Here is a 21,794-nt window from a genome sequence, read left to right on the forward strand (position 1 = left end):
ATCGCCCCAATCGCAGTGATAGCATCTGCACACCCCTTTGCTACCGGCTTGCCCTCCGCCCTGGTTCCATGTTCAAGATTTCTGCCCTCTGCCTTGCACTGGCGCTGTCCGCATCGGTGCGAGCGGCCGACCGGGCCGCCTTCTGGACCACCACACAACGCGGGGGCAACAGCTTTAACCGCTTGCCGCCGGATACCCGCTATTACCAGGACTTGCGCGGCTATGGCGCCAGCTGGGTGCGGCTGTCCTACGACAAATGGAAGCCCGAGCAGCGCGATTTTTTGATGGGCAATGCGGATGACTACCAGCAGCTGATGGCATCGGACCTTGCCACGCTCAAGGCGTCGGTGGCCAAGGCCCATGCGGCGGGGCTCAAAGTGGTGATTGCGCCGCTGTCCCTGCCGCTGTCACGCTGGTCGCAAAACAATCAGGGTAAGTTTGATGACCGCATCTGGCAGGACAAGGCGCACTGGAAGGCCGCCGGCCAGTTTTGGCAGGACCTGGCGCGCGCCTTGAAGGACACGCCCGGCATAGCGGCCTATAACCTGATCAACGAGCCCGCGCCCGAAAAACAAGGCGGCCTGGCCGAGCATGCCAGTGCACCAGACATGCAGGCCTGGTATGCCAATGCCCAGGGCGGATCGCATGATCTACCCGCCTTCTACCAGTACCTGATTGCCCAGATCCGCGCGGTCGACCCGGACACACCCGTCATGGTCGATGCCGGTTGGTATGGCGCGGCGGACGCCTTCGTCTATTGGCCCGAGGCGCTGCAGGACAAAAGGGTGCTCTACAGCTTTCACATGTACGAGCCCTACCAGGCGACCAGCGGCCCCAACTTGAAGCGCAAGCAGCCCTACCGCTACCCGGGAGAGATGCCCTTTGCCGGCAAGACCCAGCTGTGGAACCAGCAGCGCGTGGCCCAGTACCTGGATGCCGTCAACGGCTGGGCACGCTCCTTGGCGATTGCGCCCGAACAGATCGTCATGGGCGAGTTTGGCTGTGTGCGCATGCTCGACAGCTGCAGCCAGTACCTGGACGATGTTCTGTCCTATGCCGAGGACAAGCGCTACCACTGGGCCTTTTACAGCTTTCGGGAAGATGCCTGGGATGCGATGGACTACGAACTGGGCCAGGCCAAGGTGGACTGGCGCTACTGGGAGGCGATGGAAAAAGGCCTGCCCGATCCGGTCAAGCGCAGCGCGACCCCCGAGTTCGAGCCCATCCGCAAGCGCTTGCAACAGCGCTGAAAGCTGCCGATTAGCGCGCGCTCAGCAGCGTAGTGCTGGCTGGGCGCCCTGGCACATTCAACGTGGCCACCGGTGCCGGCGTGCTGGCAATGCGCTGGCCACGGCGCCATACGCCCAGGCGCGTGGCCTTCAGGCGCAGCGCCTCGACCGGGTCCTTGGCATGCAGCAGCACAAAGTCGGCATTTGCACCTTGCTCGATGCCATAGCCTTGGAGGCCCAGCAAGCGTGCGGGGTTCAGGGTGATGGCATCAAAGCATTGCTGCATGCCCGCGCGGCTGGTCATCTGCGCCACATGCAGGCCCATGCTGGCCACCTCTAGCGCGTCGCCCGAACCCAGGCTATACCAGGGGTCCATCACGCAGTCATGGCCAAATGCCACCGTGAGGCCCGCGGCCATCAGCTCGGGCACGCGCGTCATGCCCCGGCGCTTGGGGTAGCTGTCATGGCGGCCCTGGATCGTGATATTGATCAAGGGGTTGCTGACAACGCCCAGCTGCGCCTCGGCCATCAGTGCCATCAGCTTGCTGACGTAGTAGTTGTCCATGCTGTGCATGGAGGTGAGGTGCGAGCCGGTCACGCGGCCCTGCAGGCCCAGGCGCTGGGTGTGGTAGGCCAGGGTCTCCACATGGCGTGACATCGGGTCATCCGACTCGTCGCAGTGCATGTCCACCCGCTTGCCGCGCTCGGCGGCCAGCTCGCAGAGAATGCGCACGCTCTCGGCGCCATCGACCATGGTGCGCTCAAAGTGCGGAATGCCGCCGACGACATCGACGCCCAGGTCCAGCGCGCGCTTGAGGTTGTCCAGCCCGCCCGGTGTGCGCAGCACGCCGTCTTGCGGAAAGGCCACCAGCTGCAGGTCGATATAGGGCGCCACGCGCTTTTGCACATCGAGCATCGCTTCGACCGGCAGCAGGCTCGGATCGCTGGTGTCCACATGGCTGCGGATGGCCAGGAGGCCGCGCGCCACCGCCCAGTCGCAGTAGGCCAAGGCACGCTCGACCAGCGCCTCATGCGTCAGCTGGGGTTTGAGCTCGCCCCAGAGCGCAATGCCTTCGAGCAAGGTGCCGCTTTCGTTGACACGCGGCATGCCGTAGCTCAGGGTCGCATCCATGTGGAAATGCGGGTCCACAAAGGGTGGGCTCAGCAGCAGGCCCTGGGCGTCCACCACCTCGGCAGCGGGCGCCTGCAGGCCCTCGCTCACCTCGGCAATCTTGCCGTCCTGCACAGCCACCGACATGTTCTTGCGGCCATCGGGCAAGCTGGCATTGTGAATCAATAAATCAAGCATTTTTTATCCTTGTAGGCAGACCAGGGTCTGCATCGTGGAGCGCAAAGCGCGGCTCAGCGCTCACCTTTGCGGTAGGGTTTCATCAAAGCCTGTGGGTAGGCGGCTTTGCGGGCCACCAGCACCAGCGCCAGGATCGACAGCAGGTATGGCAGCATCAGATAGAACTGGTAGGGCACGAGGCCATTGCCCGACTGCTGCAGCCGCAGCTGCAGTGCGTCGAAGAACGCAAACAGCAGCGCGCCGAGCAAAGCCTTGCCTGGCCGCCAGGAGGCAAACACCACCAGCGCCACGCAGATCCAGCCCCGGCCGTTGACCATGTTGAAGAAAAACGCGTTGAAGGCCGACAGCGTCAAAAACGCACCCGCCACGCCCATCAGCGCCGAGCCTGCAATGATCGCACCGCTGCGCACCGCCATCACGGCCACGCCCTGGCCTTCTGCGGCCTGCGGGTTCTCGCCCACCATGCGCACCGCCAAACCCAAAGGCGTGCGAAACAGCACCCAGGCCAAGAGCGGCACCAGCAACAGCGCCAGCAAGGTCAAGGCCGTCTGGTCGCCCAGAATCGGAATCGGCAGCCAGTCCATCGCCTCAAACGGCGTGATCGTGGGCGGCGTGTTCACCTTGGGAAAGCTCACGCGGTAGCCGTAGTACGACAAGGCCGTCGCCAGCATCGTGATGCCCAGGCCCGAGACATGCTGCGACAGCGCCAGGCCCACCGTCAGCCAGGCATGCAGGCTGCCCAGCACCGCGCCGGTGAGTGCCGCGACCAGCACGCCCGTCCACAGGCCGTGGCCGGCATACACGGTCAGCCAACCGGTAAAGGCACCGGCCACCATGATGCCCTCGATGCCCAGGTTCAGCACGCCAGCGCGCTCGCACAGCAGCACCCCCAGCGTGCCCAGCAGCAGCGGCGTAGCGGTGCGCAGCACGGCCACCCAAAAAGACGCATTGGCCAAAATATCCATCACATCGCTCATGATGCACCTCGCACTGCCGTTTGTTTTAGGGGTTTCAACATCACAGCGCTCACTTTCTGCGCAGGCGGTATTGGGTCATCAGGCTGGCCACCAGTACCGACAAGAGCGAGGCGGCCACGATCACATCGGCAATCGCATTGGGCACGCCGACGGCGCGGCTCATGCTGTCGGCGCCCACGAGCATGCCGGCGACAAATACGGCCGAGGCCACCACACCCAGCGGGTGCAGGCCGGCCAGCATCGCAATCACGATGCCGCTGTAGCCATAGCCGGGTGACATGTCCAGTGTCAGGTAGCTGGTGCGGCCCGCCACCTCGATGGCGCCAGCCAGGCCCGCGAGCCCGCCCGACAGCAGCGCGACCAGTACGACCGTGCGGGTCACCGGCACGCCGGCAAAGGCTGCCGCGCGGGGGTTGGCGCCGGCTGCGCGGATGTCAAAACCCGGCACCGCCCGCTGCAGCAGCAGCCACAGCGCGACCGCCAGGCCCACCGCCATCAGCAAGCCGTTATGCAAACGGGTCTGCACAATCAGCTTGCCCAGCTCCAGGTCGCCCTGCAGCGCGACGCTCTGCGGCCAGCCCATCGCCATCGGGTCTTTCATCGGGCCATCGAGCAGGTAGGACACGGCCAGCAGCATGACAAAGTTCAGCAGCAAGGTGGTCACCACCTCGTCAACACCCAGCTTGGTCTTCATCAAGGCCGGGCCCAGCAGCAAGGCCACGCCAGCCAGTGCGGCAGCCAGCAGCATCAGCGGAAACAGCAGATAAATGGGCAGCTCAAAGCCCGTGCCGCCATGCATGCCGCCTACGGCCACGGCAGCCACTGCGCCGGCATAGAGCTGGCCTTCGGCACCGATATTGAACAGCCGCGCCCGGAAAGCCACCGCTGCAGCCAGACCGGTCAGGATCAGCGGCACGGCGCGCGTCAAGGTCTCAGACAGCGCAAACAGCGAGCCAAAGGCCCCTTTGAACAGCGCCACATAGGTAGCACCAACGGGCGCGCCCGCCCACAGCACCAGCAAGCCGCTGATGGCCAAGGTAAACACCACCGCACCCAGGGGCGCAGCCACCATGGCCAGCGTCGAGGGGGTTGCTCTTTTTTCTATACGCATTGCAGTCTCTCAGCCCTGGCGCGCAGGCGCTGTCATAGGAGATCCGGCCATGGCCAGACCGATGGTCTCGCGGCTCCAGTCCGCAAAAGGCAGCACGGGTGACAGATGCCCCTCGTGCATCACGCCGATGCGGTCTCCGAGGGCCAGCACCTCGTCCAGGTCGTCCGAGATCAGCAGCACCGCGGCGCCGGCATCGCGCGCGGCCAGCAGTTGCTGGTGCACAAAGCGCACCGCGCCAATATCGAGGCCCCAGGTGGGCTGGTGCGCCACGATCAGGCGCGGCGCCATGCCCTCGGCGCCCTGGGGTGCCAACAGTGCCCGGCCCAGAATCAGCTTTTGCATATTGCCGCCCGACAGCGAACGGGCCGGTGCATCGAGACCGCCGCCGCGCACATCGAACTGCTTCGACACATGCTGGGCCTGGCTGCGCGCCTGTGCACGGCGCACCCAGCCCCAGCGCGAAAACCAGGGGCTGCGCAGCCGCTCGGACACGGCGTTTTCCCACACCGGCAAGTCACCGACCACGCCGGTGCCATGGCGGTCTTCCGGGATGCGCGCCACGCCCTGGGCGACCAGGGCCACGGCCGATGCCGGCATCGGCGCGCCCAGGTACTGCACCGTGCCCTGGCCCGGTCGGCGCATGCCGCAGAGCATATCGGCCAAGGCCACCTGGCCGTTACCCGAAACACCGGCAATCGCCACCATCTCCCCGGCCTTGAGCACCAGCGACACATCGACCAGGCGATCGCGCGCGGTGGATTTGGCCGAGGCCGTGGTGTGCACATTGCGCAGGCTGCAGACTTCGTCGCCCACCTTGGCGGCAGGTTGGCGCTCGGGCAGGCTCACCGCCTCGCCCACCATCCACTGCGCCAGCTGCGCCTGCGTGGTGCCTGCGGTCGGCGCCTCGGCCACCAACTTGCCGTGGCGCAGCACGGCCACGCGGTCGGCCACGCGCAGCACTTCGCCCAGCTTGTGGCTGATAAAGATGATCGACAGGCCTTGGGCCACCATCTGGGACAAGGTCGCAAACAGCGCCTCGCTCTCCTGCGGGGTCAGCACGGCCGTGGGCTCGTCCAGAATCAAGATCCTGGCGCCCCGGTACAGCGCCTTGAGGATTTCCACCCGTTGGCGCTCGCCCACCGACAGGTTGCCCACCCGTGCATCGGGGTCCACCACCAGGCCAAACTGGCGTGCGACCTCGACCAGTTTGGCGCGGGCCTGGCGCTTGGCTGACTTGAGGCGCAGCAGCGATTCGCTGCCCACCATGATGTTGTCCAGCACACTCAGGTTGTCGGCCAGCGCAAAGTGCTGGTGCACCATGCCGATGCCCGCAGCCAGCGAGGCGCGCGGCTGGCCCGGCGGCAGCGGCTGGCCCATCACCTCAATGCGCCCCTCATCGGCCACATAGTGGCCAAACAGGATCGACATCAAGGTGGATTTGCCCGCGCCGTTCTCGCCCAGCAAGGCCACGATCTCGCCCCGATGCAGGGTCAGCGAAATGGCGTCATTGGCTACCAGCGGGCCAAAGCGTTTGGTGATGCCGTGCAGCTGGAGCACAACAGGAGAGGAACTTGGAGGAGACATGGGCAACAGGCCGCTGGGTTCGCTGGGCAGGCGACGGGGCCTGGCAGCTGGCACAAAAACAGCCCCGGCATGGGCCGGAGCTGGAAGTTGGTGGCGCCGAGCTGCTATAGCGCTGCGCCTAGGCAATCCAGGCCCGGCTTACTTGGCCGTGGACTTGGGCTGCGAGTCGTCGACCTTCACGACGAACTTACCCGACAGGATATCGGCCTGCTTGGCCTGCACCTTGGCGATCAGGTCCGCCGGCAGCTTTTTCTCGAAGGTGCCAAACGGTGCCAGCGAGGAGCCCTTGTACTTCATCATCGAGTACGGGCCGTAGTCCTCGGCCTTGTAGCTGCCGTCCCTGACCGCCTTGATCGCGCGCTCGACGCTCGGCTCCATGTGCCACAGGGCCGAGGCCACCACGGTGTCGGGGTACTGCGCCTGGGTGTTGATCACATTGCCAATGGCCAGCTTGCCCTTTTCCTTGGCTGCATCGCTCACGCCAAAACGCTCGGCGTAGAGCACATCGGCGCCCTTGTCGATCATCGCAAAGGTCGCTTCCTTGGCCTTGGGTGGATCAAACCAGCTGTTGATGAAGCTGACGGTGAACTCCACCTTGGGATTGGTTTCCTTGGCGCCCGCCATGAAGGCGTGCATCAGGCGGTTGACTTCGGGGATGGGGAAGCCGCCGACCATGCCGATCTTGTTGGTCTTGCTCATGCCGCCAGCGACCATGCCCGACAGGTAGGCAGGCTCCTGGATGTAGTTGTCGAACACGCTGAAGTTGGGCGCCTGGATCTTGCCCGACGAGCCCATCACAAAGGCGGTCTTGGGAAAGTCCTTGGCAACCTTGCGCGCGGCCGCTTCCACGCCAAACACCTCACCAAACATCAGCTGCGCGCCGCCGGTGGCGTACTCGCGCATCACGCGCTCGTAGTCGGCATTGGCCACGTTTTCGCTGGACTTGTACTCGATCTCACCCCGCGCCTCGGCGGCCTTCAGTGCCTCATGGATGCGGCTGACCCATTGCTGCTCGTACGGCACGGTGTAAACCGCCGCGACCTTCACCTTGGTCTGCGCCCAGGCCGGTGCAGCCGACAGGCCAGCCAGCGCGAGGGGCAGTGCAGCCAGGCAGGTTTGAACAATACGACGCCGTGTAGTCATCAAGAAACTCCTTAGGGGTGAGATCCACTTGCCATCCAAGTGGGCGGGCGAGAGAAGCAAGTTCTGTACCGTGTCTTGTGCCAACGTGCTGCACTCGCTTGTGGCCGCTACTGCATTAAGAGCAGCAAAGTGCAGCTGGCCGACAAGCAACAGCGCTTGCAGCAGCAGAACACACACACAAAACAAGCGCAACACGCAATGCGTATATACACAGCGCGCCGCGCATTCTACCCACATCAGCGGCGCTTGAAAGCCATTTTTCGCCACGCGATCGCCGGCAGCAAGCGGGCAGTCCCTATCTTCGGGAATATGCGTAGGCCGATGTGGCACAAAAAAACCGCCATGCATCGCGGCATGGCGGTCTCAGGGGGTTGGTAGATACCGAGCAGCGCGATCGCAGCGCGGAGGCACCGCGCAAGACGCCACTCAGTGGTTGCGGCGCAGCTTCATCACAATCGGCATCGCAATGGTGGCCATGCGAATGAGCTTGCGCGGCCCCAGCAGCAGGCCAGCGCCGACCAGGCCAGCGCAGACCAGCGGATGCTCGCGGCCAAAGCTGATCAGGCGCTCGGCCAGCGTGCCATAGGCCATGGGGTGGTGCTGGCCGCCGGTGGCATCGCGGCGCAGCGCCAAGGCTTGTTCACGCGCCAGGCGGCGGCCATCCAGGCGCTCGCGCTGGTTCTGGATGCGCAGCAGCACTTCCCGGGCCTCAGGGTCTGTGGCCTGCAGCAGTTGCAGCTCCGCGTCTTTGCTTGGGTTGATCATCGCTTGGGTCCCCTGCATTACTTGAGACGGCCCTTGACCGCTTGCCAGTCCTGGCGCAGCACGGTCTTGGTCAGTTGGAAGGGGTTGGCGGCCTTCTTCGTGGTCAGGTACAAAAAGGCCAGCACACCCAGCCACAGCACCAGCCAGACACCGGCGACCAGCCAAGTGGCCAGCATGCGGTTGGGCGTATCCCAGAACGAAATGATGATGGCGCCTGAGAGCACCGTCAGGGCCACAATGGTCAGACCCGCGACCACCAAACCCATCAGGACCAGCCAGATCAGGTTCTTTTTCTGCTCCTGCCATTCAATGGCCAGCAGATCCATTCGGTCTTCAGCCGCTATGGCGCTTTCCGACAGCAAGGCGCGAAAACGCGCCAGCATGTCATCGACGCCCAGCACAGACAACCAGTTCATGGACTCTCCTCGTGCATATGGGGCACCTGCGTGCCCCTTGTTCTTAGTGTCGGCCCGGCGGGCCTTGCCAGCGCGGCCATGGGGCCCACGCTGGCTTCGGGCTCAGCTTAGCGGCGCGAAAAGATAAAACCGATCAAGGCGCCGACGGCCAGCGCTGCACCGGCAACACGCCATGGCTCGTCATGGGCGTAACGGTCAGCAGCCAGCGCAGCTTCCTTGGCCTGGCGGGCGGCTTCTTGGGCCGCGCGCACGGCGCCCTCACGGGCATCACCGGCGCTGTCTTCCAGGCGTTGGCGCAATTGCTTGATGTCGGGCACGCCGTCCAGGTCCTTGCTCGACAGCACGCCGCGCAGATCGCTCACCAGTTTTTCCAGATCAGCCTGGGCATTCTCAACGGTATCGCTCAGCAAATTGGATTTACGCATGTTCATCATCCTTTTCTTGGTCAGGCTACAGGAAAGTTCCGCATCCGCCCTGCGCAGCCAAGGCTGGCTGCTGCATGGCATTCGCTCCGTTACATGTTAACGGAGAAAGCTGCGGCCCCGGGTTCCGATATGCACCCCTACCTGTCAGAAGATTCCGACTATCGCCGTCAAACTGTGGCTTTTGTCGCATTTATGTGCGCATCGAAGGTCCTGCGCGTCTGCCCCTTGACGGCGGTCAAGCCGCTTCCTGGGCCACCGCCTCATTGACCGCCTTGGCAATGGCCAGGCAGCTGGTCAGCCCGGGCGATTCGATGCCCAGCAAGTGGAACAGGCCCGGCGCGCCATGCACTTCGGGCCCTTGCAGCACAAAATCGGCATCGGGCGCGCCCGGGCCAGTGATCTTGGGCCGGATACCGGCGTAACCTGCGACCAGCGCGCCATCTTGCAGGCCAGGCCAGTAGCGGCGCACGGCAGCATAAAAGGCCTCACCCCGTGCCGGGTCCACCACCAGGTCATCGGCGCTGTCCACCCATTGCACATCCGGGCCAAACTTGGCCTGGCCGCCCAGGTCAAGGGTCAGGTGCACACCCAGGCCGCCCACCTCGGGGACGGGGTAGATCAGCTGCTTGAATGGCGCGCGGCCACCCAACGTGAAGTAATTGCCTTTGGCGTAGTGGGCGACTGGCAGCTGCGACAGATCAGCGCCTGCAAACTTGCGCGCCAAGTCAGGCGCCCACAGACCTGCGGCATTGACCACGGTCCTGGCCTGCAGCTCGGTGCCGTCTTCGGTGCGCAGAACGATGCCGCCCTCCTCGCAACGGGCAGTGGCCAGCGGGCTGTTGAACACCACCATGCCACCGGCGTTTTCCAGATCGCCTTGCAGGCTCAGCATCAGCCCGTGGCTGTCGACAATGCCGGTGCTGGGCGAATGCAGCGCGGCCACGCATTCCAGCGCGGGCTCCATGGCCCTGGCCTCCTCGCGGCTGAGCGGCACCAGGTCATCCACCCCGTTGGCAGCGGCATGGCGGGCAATGTCCTGCAGCTTGGCGCGTTGCGCTTCCGACGTGGCCACGATCAGCTTGCCGCTGCGCTGGTGGTCAATACCGCGCTCCTGGCAGTAGGCATACAGCAAGGCCTTGCCCTCCACGCACCAGCGCGCCTTGCGCGAGCCCTGGGCGTAGTAGATGCCCGCATGGATCACCTCGCTGTTGCGCGAACTGGTGCCCATGCCAATGGCGTCCTGCGCCTCCAGCACCAGCACCTCACGCCCGGCCAAGGCCAGCTCGCGGGCAACAGCCAGCCCCACCACACCCGCACCAATCACCACGCAATCGACAATATCGGCCACTTGCTCGCTCCTTCGCTTTTATATGCCCGCCAGCTTAGCGCCTGGCGCGTCGCCCCAAAACAAAAAGCCGGTTAAAAACCGGCTTTCGTCAGCGTTGCCCGGCCAGGGCCGCAGGGCCCCAGCAGGCGGCGTCTGCTTACTTGTTGTAGTTGGCGATGCCGTCCACGATTTCCTTGTGGGCTTCGTCCACACCCTTCCAGCCCAGCACCTTCACCCACTTGCCCTTTTCCAGGTCCTTGTAGTGTTCGAAGAAGTGCGAGATCTGCTGGAGCACCAGGTCATGGATGTCGCTCAGGTGGTTGATCTTGTCGTAGGCAGGCAGCAGCTTTTGGGTGGGCACGGCCAGCACCTTGCCGTCCACGCCGGACTCGTCTTCCATGTGCAGGATGCCGATCGCGCGGCAAGGCACGACCACGCCGGTAGGCAGGGGGAAAGGCGTCATCACCAGCACGTCCACGGGGTCGCCGTCACCCGACAGGGTCTGGGGCACATAGCCGTAGTTCACCGGGTAGTGCATGGCGGTACCCAGGAAGCGGTCCACGAACACGCAGCCCGAATCCTTGTCCACTTCGTACTTCACAGGAGCGGAGTTGGCCGAGATTTCGATCACAACATTGAAGACATCAGGGGCCTTGGAGCCAGGGGTCAGTTTTTCGAAGGACATGCGATTCCTATGAGGTCAATTGAATGGAGGGCCGACAGCACGCGAGCGGCCCGCCAGCGGCAAAACCCCGTGATTTTAGGTGCATTGGCCAGCCATTGGCCAAAAAATGCCTAGCGCCTGGGCAAATGGGGCGGTCAAACCCGTGACAACCGCGGGCTCATCCCGGTAGGCGCAGCCCCATTCCTGCGCTATCGTGGGGGCCGTTTCGAGCCTGCCGCCTGGCAGACTCTGCCGCCTATTGCACCCATAACGGAACCACGCCATGCAATTGCATTACATCGCCAACGCCTCTGTGCCCTCGCTGTCGGGCAAGACCATCCCTGTCATTGACCCCTCGGACGGCCAACCTTTTGATGAAATCCAGCGCGGCAATGCGGAGGACGTGGACCACGCGGTGCAAGCTGCGCGCCTGTGCTACGACAACGTGTGGCGCAAGACCAGCCCGGCCGAGCGCAGCCGCCTGATGATGCGCCTGTCGGCCAAGGTGCTTGAGCACGCCGACGAACTCGCCGCCATCGAGCAGCGCGACTGCGGCAAGCCGACCAAGCAGGCCAAGGCCGATGCGCTGGCCCTGGGCCGCTATTTCGAATTCTATGCGGGCGCGGCCGACAAGCTGCATGGCGAGACCATTCCCTACCCCAACGATTTCAGCGTGCTGACCTGGCGCGAGCCCCATGGCGTGACCGGCCACATCGTGCCCTGGAACTACCCGATGCAGATTTTTGGCCGCTGCGTGGGCGCGGCGCTGGCAGCGGGCAATGTCTGCGTGGTCAAGCCCTCCGAAGATGCGTGCCTGAGCCTCATCCGCGTGGCGCAGCTGGCCGCTGACGTGGGCTTTCCTGCCGGGGCGATCAACATCGTCACCGGCTTTGGCCATGAGGTGGGCGATGCGCTGGCGCGCAACCCCGATGTGGACCACATCAGCTTTACCGGCAGCCCCCGCATCGGCACCTTGATCGAGCAAGCGGCTGCGGAGCGCCACTGCCCCTGCACCTTGGAGCTGGGCGGCAAGAGCCCGCAGATCGTGTTCGCCGATGCCGATCTGGATGCCGCCATCCCCACCATCATCAACGCCATCATCCAGAACTCCGGCCAGACCTGCTCGGCCGGCTCGCGCCTGCTGGTCGAGCGCAGCATCTACGAAACCCTGCTCGCTCGCCTGGGCAGCGCCTTCGAAGCGCTGCGCGTTGGCCCCGCCAGCCTGGACCTGGACCTGGGCCCGCTGATCCGCCAGACCCAGCAGCAACGCGTCTGGGACTTTCTGAGCGATGCGCACAACGACGGCATCTCCGTCGTCGCCCAAGGCCAGATCATCGACGAGGCGCCCGAAGGCGGCTACTACCAGGCCCCCACCTTGCTGCGCGATGTGCCGGTGGACCACCGCCTGGCCCAGGAAGAGATCTTTGGGCCTGTGCTGAGCGCCATGGCCTTCGACAGCGAAGAAGAAGCCATCAAGATGGCCAACGCCACCCAGTTCGGCCTGGTCGCCGGCGTCTGGACGCGCGATGGCGGCCGCCAGTTCCGCGTGGCCAAGCGCCTGCGCAGCGGCCAGGTCTTCATCAACAACTACGGCGCCGGCGGCGGCGTGGAGCTGCCCTTTGGCGGCACCAAGGCCAGCGGCCATGGCCGCGAGAAGGGCTTTGAGGCGCTGTATGGATTCACCACGCTGAAGACCGTCGCCATCCGCCACGGCTGATACGGACCTGGGGGCGATCCACCCGCCCTCCCCCCCAGCGCCGCCCCTGCTCTGCAGCGGCGGCGTGATTGTTTTTACAATGGAGGGCTGCGCGCAGCACACAGCCGGCCTGTCACCTGCTGCACAGACAGCCCGCAGCAACAGCCCCATAGTGATCAGCACGGTGGGCATCGCAGCGCCGTCCACCAAGCGCTGGTCTGCACCAAGCTGGGTCATCCACAACAACAATCCCACCGCGACACCCTCTTTCCATGCCTTTGTCTCCCGTCCCCAACCGAGTCCCCAAACATTTGCGTGATGTGCGCTACCGCAGCTTTGCGCGCGAAGATGGCCTGTGGGATGTCGAAGGCGAGCTGGTGGATACGAAAGCCTATGACCTGGTGCTGTCCGGCGAGCGCAAACGCAAAGCCGGAGAGCCCATTCACCATATGTGGATTCGCTGTACCATTGATACAACACTTACAGTGGTTGCCATCGAAGTCGCGATGGATGCGCACCCACTGGGCGAGTGCCCGCTGGCCCTGCCTGCCATGCAGAAAATGGTCGGCTGCTGCATGGCCCGGGGTTGGCGCAAGGCCATCGAGGCCAACCTCGGCCATATCGAGGGCTGCACCCATATGCGCGAGCTGTTGTTCAACATGGCGACCGCCGCTTTCCAGAGCGTGAACCAGGCCTTTGCCCGCCCCCAATCGGACCAGCCACCGCGCCATCTGGGGCAGTGCAAGGGCTGGGATTTCAATGGCGCGGGCGTGGCCGCCATCTACCCCCAATTCGTCGGCTGGCAAGCGCCCAAGCCAGGCAGCACCAGCGCTGCAGCGGTGGCAAGCACTAGCGATCGCGCTGCGGACAAGCCCGCAACGGACAGCGCCAGCAAAGGCTGATGACCCAGCGAGCGCCCTAACTGATACCCTCCAGCCACCACCGCGCGCAAGCCGCGACGGTGGTTTTTTTTCACCTGTATCGGCCAGGCTTTTGCCGCTCTGGATACCAGTTGCATACCCTGCTGCCGGAACTGCGCATCGGCCCCAGTTTCAGACAAACCTAGCATAAACCCTAGGAAACAATGACAGCAAAATGCATGGGCGTGTTCGCTCAAAATCAAAAATCGTTGAACAATTTTTAATAACACATCCCACAAAAGAAAATTTGAAACCTACAAAATTTAATTATTGTTGAAACCCCGTATAGCGCGACTTTGCAATAACTGTTAATTTTGGCAAACAATTCACCAGCATAGCAGTTGCTGCACGCTCTGCTGTGGCTGTTGATCGTATTCATCCCGGGCAGCATCCGCTGCGCCCTATTTGTCTCTAGAAGGAGCCGTCATGAAGCGTCGAGTTTTTTGTGCCACCGCCACCCTGGTTGCCAGCATCGGATTTGCCACCGCAGCCGCTGCCCAAACCAAATGGGATTTCGCCACCGCGTATGCGCCATTTAACTTCCACTCCAAAAACAACGAGCAGTTCGTCAAGGACGTGGACGCAGCGACCAGCGGCAAACTCAAGATCACGCCCCATTTTGGTGCATCGCTATTCAAAATGCCCGAAATCAAGCGCGCCGTGCAAACCGGTAATGCCCAGATGGGTGAATTCTTTCTGGTGAGCTTCCAGAACGAATCGCAGATCTTCGGTGTTGACGGCCTGCCCTTCCTGGTGAACAACTACGACGAAGCGTTCAAGCTTTACCAGGCCCAAAAGCCGGCGCTGCAAAAGCTGCTGGACAAGCAAGGCCAGGTGCTGCTGTATTCGGTGGCCTGGCCACCGCAGGGCATCTACACCAAAAAGCCCATCAGCTCGGCAGCGGACCTCAAGGGCATGAAGTGGCGCGTGTACTCGCCCACCACCGCCCGCATTGGCGAGCTGATTGGCGCGCAACCGGCCACCGTGCAAGAGGCCGAGCTGTCCCAGGCGCTGGCCACTGGCGTGGTCGATGGCCTGATCACCTCGTCGGCCACCGGCGCCGACAACAAGCTGTTTGAAAACCTCAAGTACTACTACAACGTGCAGGCCTGGATTCCCAAGAACGCCGTGACCGTGAGCAAGAAGGCCTTCAACGCGCTGGGCAAGGCAGAGCAAGACGCGGTGCTCAAGGCTGCCGCTGCCGCTGAAGAGCGCGGCTGGAAGGAATCGAAGGAAGTCGATGCCAAGTCGCTGGCGACCTTGAAGCAAGGCGGCATGAGCATCGAGCAGCCATCGGCCCAGCTCAAGGCAGACCTGGCCAAGGTCGGTGAGACCGTGATCAAGGAATGGACCGACAAGGCCGGCGCCGAAGGCAAGGCCATTTTGGACGCCTACCAGGCCTCCAAGTAAGCCACGGCCCCTTGTCTTTGCGGCCCACCGGCCTGGTCCTGGCGGGCTGCACAGTCAGCAACCCTTACTGCTTTGAATGACAAGCATGCGCAAGCTACTCAATGGACTGTATGACGCCTCTGCCTGGCTGGCGGGGCTGTCGATGATCGGCATCCTCGTGATGGTGCTGCTCACCGTGGTCAGCCGCCTGATCGGCTTCAGTGCCCCCGGCACCGATTCCTACGCCGGTTACGCCATGGCGGGAGCGGGCTTCATGGCCCTGGCCAGCACCCTCAAAAAAGGTGAACACATCCGCGTGACCCTGCTGCTGGGCGCGCTCAAAGGTGGCGCCCTGAAAACCATGGAAGTGATTGCCCTGGGCATCGCGACCATCCTCTCGGGCTTTTTGGCGTTCTACGCCGCACGCCTGGTCTGGCAATCCTGGGAGATCGACGATATCTCCGTGGGCATCGATGCGACGCCGCTGTGGATTCCCCAAATTTTCATGGCACTGGGCACCCTGGTGTTTTTTATCGCCTTTTGCGACGAGCTGGTGCTGGAGCTGATGGGCAAACGCAAACCTGTGGCCAAGGAGGACGCCCACCATGAATGAAATTACCGCCAGCATTGCGCTGATCGTGGTGCTGCTGATCCTGCTGGGCGGCGGCGTCTGGGTGGGCCTGACCCTGGCCGGGGTCGCCTGGTTCGGCATGGAGTTCTTTACCGCCCGCGCCGCCGGGGATGCGATGGCGATCACCATCTGGGGCTCGGCCAGCAGTTGGACCCTAACGGCGCTGCCGCTGTTTGTCTGGATGGGTGAGATTCTCTACCGCACGAATTTATCGGAGAGCATGTTCCGGGGCCTGGCTCCCTGGGTCAACCTGCTGCCCGGCCGCCTGCTGCACACCAATGTGATCGGTTGCACGATTTTTGCGGCGGTGTCGGGCTCGTCGGCCGCGACCTGCGCCACTGTGGGCAAGATGAATGTGCCCGAGCTGATGAAGCGCGGCTACCCCGAGAACATGGTCATCGGCTCGCTGGGCGGCCCTGCCACGCTGGGTCTGCTGATTCCGCCCTCGATCATCCTGATCGTCTACGGCGTCGCTGCCGAGATGTCGATCTCCAAGCTCTTCATGGCCGGCGTGTTGCCCGGCATCATGCTGGCTTTGATGTTCAGCGGCTGGATCGTGTTATGGGCGCTGCTCAACCCGAACAAGATTCCCAAGGCCGACAGCACGATGAGCTTCAAGCAAAAGCTCCACGAGTCGCGCCACCTGATTCCTGTGGTGCTGCTGATCGCCTCGGTCATTGCCAGCATCTACACAGGTATTGCGACGGCGACCGAAGCGGCTGCCATTGGCGTGGTGGGCTCGCTCGTACTGTCTGCGGCGCAAGGGGCGCTCACCTGGAAGAACTTCAAGGACTCGCTGTTTGGTGCCACGCGCCTGTATTGCATGATCGCGCTGATCCTGGCCGGTGCCGCCTTCATGACCTTGTCGATGGGCTATATCGGCCTGCCGCGCCAGCTGGCCGAGTATGTCGGCAGCCTCAACCTGTCGCCTGCGATGCTGATCATCGTGCTGGGCATCTTCTACATCCTGATCGGCTGCTTCCTCGATGGCATCTCCACCATCGTGCTGACCATGGGTGTGGTGCTGCCGATCATCCAGGCCGCGGGCATCGATCCGCTGTGGTTCGGCATCTTCCTGGTGATCACCGTGGAGACCGCGCAGATCACGCCGCCGGTGGGCTTCAACCTCTTTGTGCTGCAAGGCATGACAGGCAAGCAGATCACCTACCTGGCACGCGTCTGCGCACCCTACTTTGCGCTGATGGTGCTGGCCCTGGTGATTCTCTGGTTCTTCCCCCAGATCGTCACCGTGCTGCCCAACAACATGTAAACCTCTCCTTGGTCCGCGACGAACCGGCTGCCTTGGCAGCCGGTTTTTTTTATGCGCCAGCGATCAGCACAGCAGCAGGTCCTGCTGCTCCTGCACCGTGGCCTGCAAAAAGCGCCACACCACCTGGATACCCGGCACCGAGCGCAGCTCGGGCGGCATCGACATCCAGAAGGTGCGGGTGAACTGCGCCTGCTCGGGCAGCACGCGCTGCAGCAAGGGATCCTTGTCGGCCAGAAAGCCCGGCAGCACGCCCAAGCCCGCGCCCGTGCGCACGGCGGTGTACTGCGCCAGGATGCTGGTGCTGCGAAAGCTAAAGCGCTGAGGCGCGCTCAGGCTGTCGAGGAACTGCAGCTCCTTGGTGAACAGCTGGTCATCGACATAGTGCACAAAGCGGTGGCTGGCCAGGCCCTCGGTCGAGGTGATCAGCGGGTGGCGCGCCAGGTATTCACGTTGGCCATAGAGGTACAGCCGGTACTCGGTCAGGCGGCTGGTGACGACGGTATCGCGCACTGGACGCTCGAGCGAGATGACGATATCGGCTTCGCGGCGCGAGAGCTGCAGCATGCGCGGCACGGCCAGCAGGTCGATCGTCAGCAAGGGGTAGCGCTGGGCCAGCAAGGCCAGGTGCTTGGCCAGCACCTGGGTGCCAAAGCCTTCGGTCACGCCAATGCGCACCACGCCGCTGGGCGTCTCGGCGCTTTGGCTCGCGGCAATGGGAGCGATGCCGCGCGCAATCTGGTCCATGGCTTCGGCGCGCGGCTGCAGCTGGCGGCCGGCATCGGTCAGCTTGTAGCCACTGCCCTCGCGGGTGAACAAGGTCGCACCCAGCTGCTTTTCCAACGCCTGGATGCGGCGCGAGACTGTGGTGTGCTCCACGCCCAGCGCCTTGGCCGCACCCACCAGGGTGCCGGCCTGCACCAAGGCCCAGAAAAAGCGCAAATGATCCCAATCCATGCCAGCCCCTTGTCGATGTTGCACAGCATTATTGTGCAAATTTGCAACAGGGGCAGCAGATGGGGACCGTGCCTGGCTCCGATCAGGCGGCTTGGGCGCGCTTGCGCTGCCAGGCGTAGGCCAGGCCCAGCAGCACAAACCAGGCCGGCGTCGCGATCAGCGCCTGGCGCGTGTCCAGCTCCAGGCTGAGCAGCACCAGCACGGCGGCAAAAAACGCAAGGCAGACCCAGCACATGAACACGCCACCGGGCATGCGGTAGTGGGAGGCTTGGTGCAGCGCGGGGCGCTGCTTGCGGTAGCTGATGTAGGACAGCAGAATCAGCGACCAGACAAACATGAAGAGGATGGCCGAGACGGTGGTCACCAGCGTGAAGGCTTCCACCAGGTTGGGTACCACCCACATCAAAAAGGCACCGCCCAGCAGGCAGACGCAGGAGAACAGCAGGCCGCGCGAGGGCACGCTGCTGACCGAGAGCTGGCCAAAGGAGCGCGGGGCATCGCCCTTGAGCGCCAGGCCGTAAAGCATCCGGCTGGTGGAGAACACGCCGCTGTTGGCCGACGAGGCGGCCGATGTCAGCACGACAAAATTGATCACGCTGGCCGCAGCCGGCAGGCCGGCGAGCACAAACAGCTCGACAAACGGGCTCTTGCTGGGCACCACATCGCGCCAGGGGGTGACTGCCATGATGGCGATCAGCGCGCAGACGTAGAAGATGATGATGCGCACAGGGATCGAGTTGATCGCGCGCGGCAGGGTGCGGTGCGGATCCTTGGCCTCGGCGGCCGTGGTGCCGACCAGCTCGATACCGACAAAGGCAAACACCGCAATCTGAAAGCCGGCAAAAAAACCCATGGCGCCATGGGGGAAGAGCCCGCCATCGTTCCAGAGGTTGGCAATGTTCGCCTGGCGCCCGGCCGGCGAGCTAAAGCCGGTGCTGACCATGTACAGGCCCGTGCCCACCAGCGCGACGATGGCCACGATCTTGATCATCGCAAACCAGAACTCGACCTCGCCAAAGAGCTTGACGGTCAGCAGGTTGAGCGACAGCAGCACGGCCACGCAGGCAATGGCCGGTGCCCACTGCGGCAAATCAGGCCACCAGAACTGCGCATAGGCCGAAATGGCAATCACATCGGCAATACCGGTGATGATCCAGCAGAACCAGTAGGTCCAACCGGTGAAGAAGCCGGCCCAAGGGCCCAGCAGGTCGTCCGAGAAATCGATGAAGGACTTGTAGTGCAGGTTGGACAGCAGCAGCTCACCCATGGCCCGCATCACAAAGAACAGCATGATGCCGATGATGGCGTAGACCAGCACGATGGAGGGCCCCGCCAGGCTGATGGTCTTGCCCGAGCCCATGAAAAGCCCGGTGCCGATGGCGCCACCGATGGCGATCAACTGGATATGGCGGTTGCTGAGGTTGCGTTGGAGGTCATCGGTGCCGGGCGAAGCCCCCGATTGCTCCGCTGGGGCCTGTTTGCTCATGAGAAAAAAGCGCAGTGCGTTAGCGAGAAAGGTGGTGCGGCCTGCGAGCCTAGGCCCGGACGCACCGCGAAGGTGCGCAAGGATAAAACAGCGTCAGGCCAGCCAGGGGCAAAAGGTTATTCTGCTGCGCAACTAATTGTGCAAAGGCAGCAATTTACCGCCCACCTGCGCGGCCAAGGCCTGCAAAGGCGCAACCGCGCTGGCCTCCAGCACCGACAGCGGATAGCTGTCGCTATCGATGTCGATACTGACCAGCGCCAAACCCTGGCGACGCAGGTAGTCGCCCGCCTCCTGCAAGGCCTCGTGGTTCAGCGCTCGGCTGCCCGCCAGCGCCTGCAGGTCCAGCCCCCGCTGCTGCACGGTCCGGAGCTGCTGCAGCGCCCAGATGGTGTCATCCATGTTCAGCTTCCAGTCCAGTTCGACGTTCTGGCTGCGGCGTTGCAGGCCCTCGACCAGCGCCAGCCAGGGCGTCACATGCGCGGGCTCGTCCATGCCTCGGTTGACCAATTCATCGGCAAAGCGATCGAGGTACTGCGCGGGCTGCTCGATCGCCTGCCGCACCTCGCCCCACAGTTCATCCCTATCGTCCAAGGCCAGCGCTTGGCCGAGGGCCATGCACAAGGCCTGCCAATCGTCCATCGTGGGCTCGGGTGCGGGGTCCGGCGCAAGAGCAGACGCGGCGCGTTCGCCCTGCACAGGCGCCTTGGCGCCCAACAGCTGACCGATTTTGTTCAACCAACCCATGGAAATCTCCCTGCTGCATGCGATCGAAGCAGTATGCACCAGGCCACCTGCAAGCCGCAGACTGTGCAGCGCCGCACAGCCCTGTGCACCCAACCTCTTGTTTGGGCGAATGCGCACATCTACCATGTGCACAACGGTGCGCCGCCTGCGGGCAGCCTGCCGCCTCTCTCTATCCCAGATTCCCAGGAGACAAACCATGAACGCACCGCAATCCACCAGCACCTTGGCGCCGACCGTCAAGCTGCTGATCAACGGCCAGCTGGTCGAATCCAAGACCACGCAATGGCGTGATGTGGTCAACCCCGCCACCCAGCAGGTGCTGGCCCGCGTGCCTTTTGCCACGCCCGAAGAAATCAACGCCGCGGTGGCCAATGCCAAGGAAGCGTTCAAGACCTGGAAGAAGACGCCCATTGGCGTGCGCGCCCGCATCTTCCTAAAGCTCCAGCAGCTGATCCGCGAGAACATGAAGGAGCTCGCCGCCATCCTGACGGCCGAGCAAGGCAAGACCTTGCCCGATGCCGAAGGCGATGTCTTCCGGGGCCTGGAGGTGGTCGAGCATGCCGCCAACATCGGCTCGCTGCAGCTGGGGGAATTGGCCAACAATGTGGCCAATGGCGTCGACACCTATACCCTGAACCAACCGCTGGGCGTGTGCGCGGGCATCACCCCCTTCAACTTCCCGGCGATGATCCCACTGTGGATGTTCCCGATGGCGATTGCCACGGGCAACACCTTTGTGCTCAAGCCCTCCGAGCAAGACCCGATGGTGACCATGCGCCTGTGCGAGCTGGCCCTGGAAGCCGGCGTGCCCCCGGGCGTGCTCAACGTCATCCACGGCGGCGAAGACGCGGTCAACGCCATCTGCGACCACCCCGATATCAAGGCGATCAGCTTTGTTGGCTCGACCAAGGTCGGCACCCATGTCTACAACCGCGCATCGCTCAACGGCAAGCGCGTGCAATGCATGATGGGCGCGAAGAACCACGCCATCGTGCTGCCTGACTGCAACAAGGAGCAGTCGCTCAACGCCCTGGCGGGTGCCGCATTTGGCGCCGCTGGCCAGCGCTGCATGGCCTTGTCGGTGGTGGTGCTGGTGGGCGAGGCGCAGAAGTGGATCCCCGAGCTGGTCGAAAAGGCCAAGACCCTGAAGGTGTCTGCAGGTACCGAAGCGGGCACCGATGTGGGCCCGGTCGTCTCCTGCCAGGCGCTGTCGCGGGTGGAGAGCCTGATCGAGCGCGGCATTGCCGATGGCGCCAAGCTGGAGCTCGATGGCCGCAAGCCTGCCGTCGCCGGCTTTGAAAAGGGCAACTTTGTCGGCCCAACGGTCTTCTCTGGCGTCAAGCCCGGCATGGCCATCTATGACCAGGAAATCTTTGGCCCCGTGCTCTGCATTGCCGAGGCCGCCGATATCGACGAAGCCATTGCCTTCATCAATGCCAACCCCAATGGCAACGGCACCGCCATCTTCACGCAAAGTGGCGCCGCTGCGCGCAAGTTCCAGGAAGAGATCGATGTCGGCCAGATCGGCATCAATGTGCCGATCCCTGTGCCCGTGCCGCTGTTCTCGTTCACCGGCAGCCGCGCCTCCAAGCTCGGCGACCTGGGCCCCTACGGCAAGCAGGTCGTCATGTTCTACACGCAGACCAAGACCGTGACCGCCCGCTGGTTTGACGACAGCACCATTGCCCATGGGGTGAACACCACCATCAGCCTGAAGTAAGCCCAGCACAGCTGCGGCCCTTTGCTGGGCCGCT

General features: G+C 63.6%; 20 protein-coding genes. 7 read left to right on the forward strand and 13 right to left on the reverse strand.

Translation table 11 applies throughout. From position 1 onward, the window contains the following. The first annotated feature begins 68 nt into the window (after window positions 1-68). Complete coding sequence (locus F0Q04_RS14325; RefSeq protein ID WP_182341564.1) at window positions 69-1,250, forward strand: glycoside hydrolase family 5 protein; 1,182 nt, start codon at window positions 69-71, stop codon at window positions 1,248-1,250. A gap of 10 nt (window positions 1,251-1,260) precedes the next feature. Here F0Q04_RS14325 and F0Q04_RS14330 read toward each other — a convergent pair whose 3' ends face one another. The 10 genes from F0Q04_RS14330 to ppa all read right to left on the reverse strand — a co-directional run bounded on the left by F0Q04_RS14330 (window position 1,261) and on the right by ppa (window position 10,971). After that, window positions 1,261-2,538, reverse strand: coding sequence for an amidohydrolase family protein (locus tag F0Q04_RS14330; RefSeq protein ID WP_182341567.1), 1,278 nt, complete (start codon window positions 2,536-2,538; stop codon window positions 1,261-1,263). 53 nt (window positions 2,539-2,591) lie between these two features. After that, entirely contained in the window at window positions 2,592-3,515 is a 924-nt protein-coding gene (locus F0Q04_RS14335; RefSeq protein ID WP_182341569.1) for an ABC transporter permease, read from the reverse strand. A gap of 49 nt (window positions 3,516-3,564) precedes the next feature. Continuing rightward, window positions 3,565-4,626 (reverse strand): ABC transporter permease, encoded by a 1,062-nt coding sequence (locus F0Q04_RS14340; RefSeq protein ID WP_182341571.1) that lies wholly within the window; start codon window positions 4,624-4,626, stop codon window positions 3,565-3,567. A 9-nt stretch (window positions 4,627-4,635) separates the two neighbouring features. Continuing rightward, complete coding sequence (locus F0Q04_RS14345; protein WP_182341573.1) at window positions 4,636-6,210, reverse strand: ABC transporter ATP-binding protein; 1,575 nt, start codon at window positions 6,208-6,210, stop codon at window positions 4,636-4,638. Window positions 6,211-6,348: 138 nt separating this feature from the next. After that, window positions 6,349-7,353 carry a BMP family protein gene (locus F0Q04_RS14350; RefSeq protein ID WP_116927690.1) on the reverse strand — a complete coding sequence of 335 codons (1,005 nt, stop codon included), beginning with the start codon at window positions 7,351-7,353 and terminating at the stop codon, window positions 6,349-6,351. Between the two features lie 426 nt (window positions 7,354-7,779). Beyond that, the gene (locus F0Q04_RS14355; protein ID WP_133248230.1) at window positions 7,780-8,118 is read right to left on the reverse strand and encodes a hypothetical protein; all 339 of its coding nucleotides are present in this window, start codon (window positions 8,116-8,118) and stop codon (window positions 7,780-7,782) included. A 17-nt stretch (window positions 8,119-8,135) separates the two neighbouring features. Further along, window positions 8,136-8,534, reverse strand: a complete 399-nt coding sequence (locus tag F0Q04_RS14360; protein WP_021025096.1) for a phage holin family protein — start codon at window positions 8,532-8,534, stop codon at window positions 8,136-8,138. A gap of 107 nt (window positions 8,535-8,641) precedes the next feature. Then, window positions 8,642-8,959, reverse strand: coding sequence for a DUF883 family protein (locus tag F0Q04_RS14365; RefSeq protein ID WP_043338381.1), 318 nt, complete (start codon window positions 8,957-8,959; stop codon window positions 8,642-8,644). A gap of 235 nt (window positions 8,960-9,194) precedes the next feature. Then, window positions 9,195-10,307, reverse strand: coding sequence for an NAD(P)/FAD-dependent oxidoreductase (locus tag F0Q04_RS14370; RefSeq protein ID WP_182341575.1), 1,113 nt, complete (start codon window positions 10,305-10,307; stop codon window positions 9,195-9,197). Window positions 10,308-10,443: 136 nt separating this feature from the next. Beyond that, entirely contained in the window at window positions 10,444-10,971 is a 528-nt protein-coding gene (gene ppa, locus F0Q04_RS14375; protein WP_116927687.1) for an inorganic diphosphatase, read from the reverse strand. A 262-nt stretch (window positions 10,972-11,233) separates the two neighbouring features. Between ppa and F0Q04_RS14380 the strand changes: the two genes are divergently transcribed. The 5 genes from F0Q04_RS14380 (at window position 11,234) to F0Q04_RS14400 (ending at window position 16,856) form a co-directional block, all read left to right on the forward strand. Further along, window positions 11,234-12,667, forward strand: coding sequence for an aldehyde dehydrogenase family protein (locus tag F0Q04_RS14380; protein WP_116927686.1), 1,434 nt, complete (start codon window positions 11,234-11,236; stop codon window positions 12,665-12,667). A gap of 251 nt (window positions 12,668-12,918) precedes the next feature. Beyond that, window positions 12,919-13,548, forward strand: coding sequence for a DUF2889 domain-containing protein (locus tag F0Q04_RS14385; protein WP_182341577.1), 630 nt, complete (start codon window positions 12,919-12,921; stop codon window positions 13,546-13,548). A 444-nt stretch (window positions 13,549-13,992) separates the two neighbouring features. Continuing rightward, the gene (locus tag F0Q04_RS14390; protein ID WP_116927684.1) at window positions 13,993-14,976 is read left to right on the forward strand and encodes a TRAP transporter substrate-binding protein; all 984 of its coding nucleotides are present in this window, start codon (window positions 13,993-13,995) and stop codon (window positions 14,974-14,976) included. 85 nt (window positions 14,977-15,061) lie between these two features. Further along, complete coding sequence (locus F0Q04_RS14395; protein WP_182341580.1) at window positions 15,062-15,568, forward strand: TRAP transporter small permease; 507 nt, start codon at window positions 15,062-15,064, stop codon at window positions 15,566-15,568. Then, a complete protein-coding gene (locus F0Q04_RS14400; protein ID WP_182341582.1) occupies window positions 15,561-16,856 on the forward strand; it encodes a TRAP transporter large permease in 1,296 nt (431 codons plus the stop codon). The genes F0Q04_RS14395 and F0Q04_RS14400 overlap by 8 nt, the downstream gene beginning before the upstream one ends. 63 nt (window positions 16,857-16,919) lie before the next feature. Here F0Q04_RS14400 and F0Q04_RS14405 read toward each other — a convergent pair whose 3' ends face one another. The 3 genes from F0Q04_RS14405 to F0Q04_RS14415 all read right to left on the reverse strand — a co-directional run bounded on the left by F0Q04_RS14405 (window position 16,920) and on the right by F0Q04_RS14415 (window position 20,040). Next, complete coding sequence (locus F0Q04_RS14405) at window positions 16,920-17,810, reverse strand: LysR family transcriptional regulator (RefSeq protein WP_021025105.1); 891 nt, start codon at window positions 17,808-17,810, stop codon at window positions 16,920-16,922. A gap of 82 nt (window positions 17,811-17,892) precedes the next feature. After that, window positions 17,893-19,296: a D-serine/D-alanine/glycine transporter gene (gene cycA, locus F0Q04_RS14410; protein WP_182341584.1), complete on the reverse strand. Its 1,404-nt coding sequence runs from the start codon at window positions 19,294-19,296 to the stop codon at window positions 17,893-17,895. A 132-nt stretch (window positions 19,297-19,428) separates the two neighbouring features. After that, on the reverse strand, window positions 19,429-20,040 hold the full coding sequence (locus F0Q04_RS14415) for a DUF6630 family protein (RefSeq protein ID WP_182341586.1): 612 nt from the start codon (window positions 20,038-20,040) through the stop codon (window positions 19,429-19,431). A gap of 196 nt (window positions 20,041-20,236) precedes the next feature. Between F0Q04_RS14415 and F0Q04_RS14420 the strand changes: the two genes are divergently transcribed. After that, window positions 20,237-21,760: a CoA-acylating methylmalonate-semialdehyde dehydrogenase gene (locus F0Q04_RS14420; protein WP_133856063.1), complete on the forward strand. Its 1,524-nt coding sequence runs from the start codon at window positions 20,237-20,239 to the stop codon at window positions 21,758-21,760. Window positions 21,761-21,794 lie beyond the last annotated feature (34 nt).

The organism is Comamonas koreensis (assembly GCF_014076495.1).
Taxonomy (GTDB): Bacteria; Pseudomonadota; Gammaproteobacteria; order Burkholderiales; family Burkholderiaceae_C; genus Comamonas; species Comamonas squillarum.